7 protein-coding genes and 1 tRNA gene are annotated in these 6,000 nt (G+C 57.8%); 6 read left to right on the top strand and 2 right to left on the bottom strand.

The annotated features are described in order from the left end of the window. The 6 genes from ESZ00_RS17845 to rplK all read left to right on the top strand — a co-directional run. On the top strand, window positions 1-177 hold a 177-nt coding region (locus tag ESZ00_RS17845; protein WP_476749594.1), incomplete at its 5' end, for an EF-Tu C-terminal domain-related protein. Window positions 178-361: 184 nt separating this feature from the next. Then, on the top strand, window positions 362-511 hold the full coding sequence (gene rpmG, locus ESZ00_RS17840; RefSeq protein ID WP_129209746.1) for a 50S ribosomal protein L33: 150 nt from the start codon (window positions 362-364) through the stop codon (window positions 509-511). Window positions 512-650: 139 nt separating this feature from the next. Then, a tRNA-Trp gene (locus tag ESZ00_RS17835) sits at window positions 651-726 on the top strand. Between the two features lie 103 nt (window positions 727-829). Beyond that, complete coding sequence (secE, locus tag ESZ00_RS17830) at window positions 830-1,108, top strand: preprotein translocase subunit SecE (protein WP_129209745.1); 279 nt, start codon at window positions 830-832, stop codon at window positions 1,106-1,108. 20 nt (window positions 1,109-1,128) lie between these two features. Continuing rightward, window positions 1,129-1,797 (top strand): transcription termination/antitermination protein NusG, encoded by a 669-nt coding sequence (gene nusG, locus ESZ00_RS17825; RefSeq protein WP_229741149.1) that lies wholly within the window; start codon window positions 1,129-1,131, stop codon window positions 1,795-1,797. 311 nt (window positions 1,798-2,108) lie between these two features. Then, window positions 2,109-2,549 carry a 50S ribosomal protein L11 gene (gene rplK / locus ESZ00_RS17820; RefSeq protein ID WP_129209744.1) on the top strand — a complete coding sequence of 147 codons (441 nt, stop codon included), beginning with the start codon at window positions 2,109-2,111 and terminating at the stop codon, window positions 2,547-2,549. A gap of 159 nt (window positions 2,550-2,708) precedes the next feature. Here rplK and ESZ00_RS17815 read toward each other — a convergent pair whose 3' ends face one another. Both ESZ00_RS17815 and ESZ00_RS17810 read right to left on the bottom strand, forming a co-directional pair. After that, window positions 2,709-5,375 carry an ADOP family duplicated permease gene (locus ESZ00_RS17815; RefSeq protein ID WP_129209743.1) on the bottom strand — a complete coding sequence of 889 codons (2,667 nt, stop codon included), beginning with the start codon at window positions 5,373-5,375 and terminating at the stop codon, window positions 2,709-2,711. 1 nt (window position 5,376) lies between these two features. Continuing rightward, window positions 5,377-5,706, bottom strand: coding sequence for a PadR family transcriptional regulator (locus tag ESZ00_RS17810; protein WP_129209742.1), 330 nt, complete (start codon window positions 5,704-5,706; stop codon window positions 5,377-5,379). Between the last annotated feature and the right edge of the window lie 294 nt (window positions 5,707-6,000).

Genomic DNA, 6,000 nt, shown 5'->3' with positions numbered 1-6,000 from the left:
GACGTGACCGGCACGGCGAAGCTGCCTGAGGGCACGGAGATGGTGATGCCGGGCGACAACATCCAGCTGGAGATTGAGCTGCACACTCCGGTGGCCATGGAAAAGGGCCTGCGCTTCGCCATCCGCGAAGGCGGCCGCACCGTCGGCGCCGGCACCATCAGCGAGATCCTCGCGTAAGCAAGCAAGTCAGCACGCCTTCGGGCGTGAGCAAGTCAGCGAGTCGGCCGGAAAGGGGGTTAAAGCCCTTCCGGCTGATCCGCAGCAGTAAAGGCCGTAGATTTCAGAAGTGGGAAGCGCGAAAACCGGGCTTCCTCCATAGATTGCCGGGGTAAATCGCCCGGGGATCGGTTAGGATAAAAAGATGCGCGAAATCGTCACTCTCCAGTGCCCCGTGTGCAAGGAGCGGAACTACACGACGACGAAGAACAAGAAGACGACCACCGGCCGTCTGGAGTTCTCGAAGTTCTGCAACCGCTGCCGCAAGCATACTGACCACAAAGAAACGAAGTAACCCGCACCTCGCCCAGCCAGGCGAAAAGTCATGCGAAACCGTACGGCAAATGTCGTGCGAGAATAAGTAGGACGGCAGTTGGTCCCGCCTCCTCTTTGCAAAGGCCTCAGGGCCGCAGGCTGGAAGATGTGCCGTACACAGGGGCGTAAGCTCAACGGTTAAACTGTCGGTCTCCAAAACCGAACTTCTCGGTTCGAATCCGAGCGCCCCTGCCAGATATTTTGTAAGAGACAGCAAGAGATAGAAGGAAGCGTAGCGTCAGGCGTCGTCCCAGTGGTCTTCCGCTGATCGGCATCGCCGGGCCGCCAAAAGGTTCATATGGCTAAGGCAATCACCGCACCCGAACAGAAGGAAAGCAACGGGGCTTCGCAGGGCATCCAGCAGGTTGGTGGTTTTCTGACCCGCACCCGCAACTTCCTGGAAGATGTTCGCAATGAAATGCGCAAGGTCGTTACCCCCTCGGCTGCCGAGGTGCGGGCCACGACCACTGTCGTCATCGTGACCGTCTTTGCCTTCGCCGGCTTCTTTTACGTCGTGGACTCGGTCCTCGACCATGCCCTGAAAGCGCTCCTGCACTCCCTGGGCAGCACGCAATAAGCGCCGAATCGAGGAATTTCATGGCAGACGAACTCCAACACGATAGCTCCGCCGAACCGACATTCGATCCGTCGGCCGAAGCCGTGTCTGCGGAAGCAGCCGTGGAAGCTGCGCCGGAAGGCCAGGCTGCCGAGCAGCTCGAGCCGCCCGCACACGAGAGCTTCAAGTGGTACATCATTCACGCCTACTCGGGTTTCGAGCGCAAGGTGCGCGAGTCGCTCGAGAGCCGCGTGCAGGCCTTCGGCCTGCAGAACAAGATCGGCCGCGTGATGATCCCCACCGAGCCGGTGACCGAGATCATCAACGGCAAGAAGCGCACGGTCGAGCGCGTCTTCCTGCCCGGCTATGTGCTGGTCGAGATGGATCTCGACAACGATCTCTGGCACGTCATCAAGAACACCCCGCGCGTGACCGGTTTCCTCGGCACCGGCGACAAGCCGGTGGCTCTCAGCGAGCAGGAAGTCAGCTCCATCCTCTTCCGCAATGAGACCTCGAAGGATAAGCCGCGCCTCAAGATCAAGTTCGAGAAGAACGAGTCGGTGCGCATCACCGAAGGCCCGTTCGCGAACTTCAACGGCATCGTCGACGAGATCAACGAAGACCGCGAGACCCTCAAGGTCATGGTCACGATCTTCGGACGCTCCACCCCGGTCGAGCTCGAGTTCGGCAAGGTCGAGAAGGTCGTCTAAAGCAGCTGCGGGCTCTTAGCTTCTCGCTACTAGCCAAAGACAACTGCGATAAGGTTTTGCCGCCAGATTCCCTATGGAAGAGGCGGAAAAGAAGTACCGGAGTGCACTTCTACCGCTCCGCGGGATCAGCGAAAAGCTAGTAGCGAAAAGCTACTAGCTGCAGTAATGCAGTACCGGGGCGAGGCTTCTACCGTCCCGACAAAGCGGCTTCGAGCCGCTTGGAGGCGCCGAGCGGAAACCGGTATCTCCGAAAGAATTTAGCGAGCAGCTGATAGCTAGAAGCTAGAAGCTGCCCTTAAGAGGAAAACACCATGGCAGCACCTACCAAGAAGGTTACGACCTACGTTAAGCTCCAGATCGAAGCCGGCAAGGCGACCCCGGCACCCCCGGTCGGCCCCGCGCTCGGCCAGGCCCAGGTCAACATCATGGAGTTCTGCAAGCAGTTCAACGCCCGCACGCAGAACAAGGAGATGGCCGGACTCATCATCCCCGTCGTCATCACCGTCTACGTCGACCGCAGCTTCACCTTTGTCACCAAGACGCCGCCCGCGGCCGTCCTGCTGAAGAAGGCTGCTGGCCTGGCGAAGGGTTCGGGCACGCCGAACAAGACCAAGGTCGGCACCGTGACCGAGGCCCAGGTGAAGGAAATCGCCACCCAGAAGATGCCCGATCTGAACGCCGCCTCGATCGAGACCGCGATCAAGAGCATCAAGGGCACGGCCCGCTCGATGGGCATCGACGTCGTCGCCTAGTTCCAGTCTGGAGTGAAATCCCCATCGGGGCGCGGATTCTTCCGCGCCCCGATGCTTTTGCTGTGCGTGATGAGTTTGGTTCTCGAGGAGTGCTTAGGCGATTTATCACTAATCCGGAAGAACTTAACTTTGGTTGGCGAGCTGGCAGTTCTGGTGGGTTCAATCAGCTCGCAACATGGTGACCGGATCGATTCGAATCGCACGCAGAACTACGGGCAGGGCAGCAAGTGCAGTAGCCAAAAGAAGCGCAATCGCCGGCAGCAACAGCATGGAAGGCGCACCGGCCCGCACGCCATACAGAAGTGTCTGCACATACTTTCCCGATGCCTCGCCGAGCCCAAGCCCGATAAGAGTTCCTGCGGCGGCGATTGCGAATATTTGTGCGGTGACAATGCGGGTAATGTTCACCGCGGTCGCTCCAAGTGCAATGCGGATGCCAATCTCCCGTTCGCGCTGCTGCACGGAATAGTTGAGCACCCCATAAAGTCCGATCATGGCCAGCAAGAGCGCAACGATCGCAAAGAACCCTCCCAGAGCCGTCAGCATACGCTCGCGAATGAGCTGGTCGCGCACCAGATCTTCCTGGGTTGTGATGTTGCTAATACGAATGGAAGGCTCTTCGCTTTGGATCACGCGCTGCAAAGCTGAAGCCTGCGCCAGCGGGTTTGCGCTTTTCATACGCACAGAGAAGATCCCTTCTCCAGCGGGCTGAATCTGGTTCTTTTCATCCACGCGGCGCATGGGCATGAAGACGACGGGCAGCATCGAGTCATGGGCATCTTTATAAGTGACATCGTCGGTCAGTCCGATAATTTCGATCCTGTCTCTCTTCTGGTTGACGACGGCTGCGAGCTCGAAAAACTTTCCCACGGGATTGGCTCCGTTGAAATATTGTTTGGCAAACTGCCGGCTCACGATCGCAACCTTCGGCGATGCATCCTGGATACGGAAGTCTCTTCCGCCTTGCAGAGTGACTTTCATTGTGTTTAGCCAGCCGGGACCAACCCAGACAAATCGAGCTGGAACCTTATCGAGAGGGTTGCCATTGGTTGAGACCAGGTCGTTCTCGGTGCGCCCGCTGAGAAGAGGCCACGATGACAACGATGCTGACTCTACATCGGGCTCCGACTGCAGCCGTTCGACTATCTGATTCCAAACCGAAGGAGGCTGTGGGTGTTGTGTGGTGCCTGTAAGTAGCAGAAGACGATCCGGGGCATATCCCAAGGACTTGCCGGTCAGCCGCTCGAGCGTCGAGGTAAACAACCCTGCCAGGAAAAGCACAACAAAACAGAGCGCGGTCTGCGCGGCTATGGAGAGATGCATCCGCAAGCGCCCTGTGTGTACATTTTCGCTTCCTTTCAAAGCGCTCAACGGTTTTAAGGAAGAGACTGACAATGCTGACGGCAAGCCGAAGATCAGCGTTACAAAGAGCGTGAGCACCAAGCCGAATCCGATAGTTCGCCAGTCGGCTGTCATGATCAGCTGTACGGGTTGGTCCCGGGTACCGATCTCGCGTATCACAAATGGCGCTGCCCACGCCGCGAAGGCTGTGCCCAGCACAGCGGAGGCGATAGCAAGCATTGCGCTCTCGACGGCCACCATTCTCGCCAGCCGCCATCTCCCAGCTCCAAGCGAGATGCGGAGTGCGAACTCTTTTGCGCGCGATACGGCCTGTGCGCTCATCAGATTGCCTACGTTCGCACAGGCAATGAGTAATACCAGCACTATCAACGCGGATAAAGCGATGAGCGCGGTGCGGTATTCGCTCTGAAGCTCGGATACACCCGAGCCAGCAGACTGCATTACGATCTTCTCTCTTGGATATCCGGCCAAAAACTCCTTGGGAAGATTGGTCCAGTGTTTGGCGCGCTCCTGTTCTACCGTGCGGTAAACGGCATACATCCTGTCACGGACTGCATCGATGTTTGCACCGGGTTTGAGCTGGACGAGTATTCGCAGCCAGCCGTTGCCGACATCATCCAGATTGCCTTGCGCTGTCACGGGCAGGTAAACGTCGGGAATCATCCCGGGCTCTGTTCCCGTGAATTTCTCTTCGCAAACACCGATGATCTGGAACAAATCGTTGTTGATCCGGAACGAGCGGCCTAGCACATTGGGATCCCGCCCGAAGCGGTTTTTCCAGTACTGGTAGGAGATGACTGCGTAGGGTTTTGAGCTCTTGTATCTGTCGTCATCTTCCGTGAAGAGGCGGCCTAGCGCGGGCTTTACGCCGAACGACGGAAAAAGCCAGCCGGAGATGTGTTGTAGCGTCGCTCTTTCCATCGCCTGGTCTGAGCCATAGGTTAGGTCATAGCGCTGAGCGTACTCGACCCCCATCACCTCAGCTTGCCCTTTCACCGCGGCACGCATGTTGATCATGTGCACATACGATGTGCTGTCCCAATGCGCCGGCTCTCCCTGAAAGGTGACGCCGTCAAAGCGTGCAACGAATAGTTGCGATGGATTGGTGATCGGCAGAGGCCGGATAAAGAGTGCGTTGACCAGGCGAAATGCAGCTCCGCAGGCACCCATGGCGAGAGCCAATGAAAGGATGGCGGCCGAGGTGACGACCTTGTGCTTCAGCAGATGGCGCCAAGCGAAGAGGATGTCGGCGCGCAACAGGTCCAGCCATACCAGGACGCGGGCATCGTGGCCTGTCTCCTGGTGCTGCCGTTGCTGGAAGGCGTTGCCGAGCGCGCGACGGGCCTCTTGCGGATCGCGTCCAGCTTCGACTGCTTCGTGGAGGTGCGACTCAAGTTCTTCCGCAATCTCGCGGTTGAGACGCTCACCGCGAAAGACATTGACCAAGCGCGAGAGGAATGACATATCAAACCGTCCTCAAAACCTGATTGATCACGGAGGTTGTCGTCTGCCATCGCGACTCTTCAGCCTCCAGTTGCTTCTTGCCCGCCGGCGTAAGTTGGTAGATGCGTGCCCGGCGTCCTGAGTCTTTCTTTATCCACTCGGCACAGACCCAGCCAGCCTCTTCCATTCGGTACAGGGCTGGATACAGAGAGCCTTCCTCAATACTGAGCAGATCATCCGAAGCCTCCCGAACAGCCGCCATGATTCCGTAACCGTGAATCTTGGGGCGTCGGGACAATATCTTCAGCACAAGCAGATCGAGCGAGCCTTGGAGAGCGTCGGGCCTTCTCATATATAGACAACTATATATAGACATCTTTACATAAGATCAAGTCCAAACGTACTTCTACCTGCAATTCCTGCGATGCCTGCAAATTGACAGGACAACTCAGGCATCGCCTTTACTCAACTGATGCCAACAAGCCAATGCACGGATCGATAGTGCCAGGACGCCTCGCGCAGGCGCGTGTTTCGCAAGAGTGAGGTGTGGATACATCCCAGCCCTCTACAATGAAATCCGGGCGATAGCCTCGCCGCACCAGAAGTGCCGTCCGTGCTTCGCAACCCTCGGCCTGAAGGAGAAGTT

Source organism: Silvibacterium dinghuense (assembly GCF_004123295.1).
Classification (GTDB): Bacteria; Acidobacteriota; Terriglobia; order Terriglobales; family Acidobacteriaceae; genus Silvibacterium; species Silvibacterium dinghuense.
This window is presented reverse-complemented; position numbering and strand designations above follow the sequence as displayed.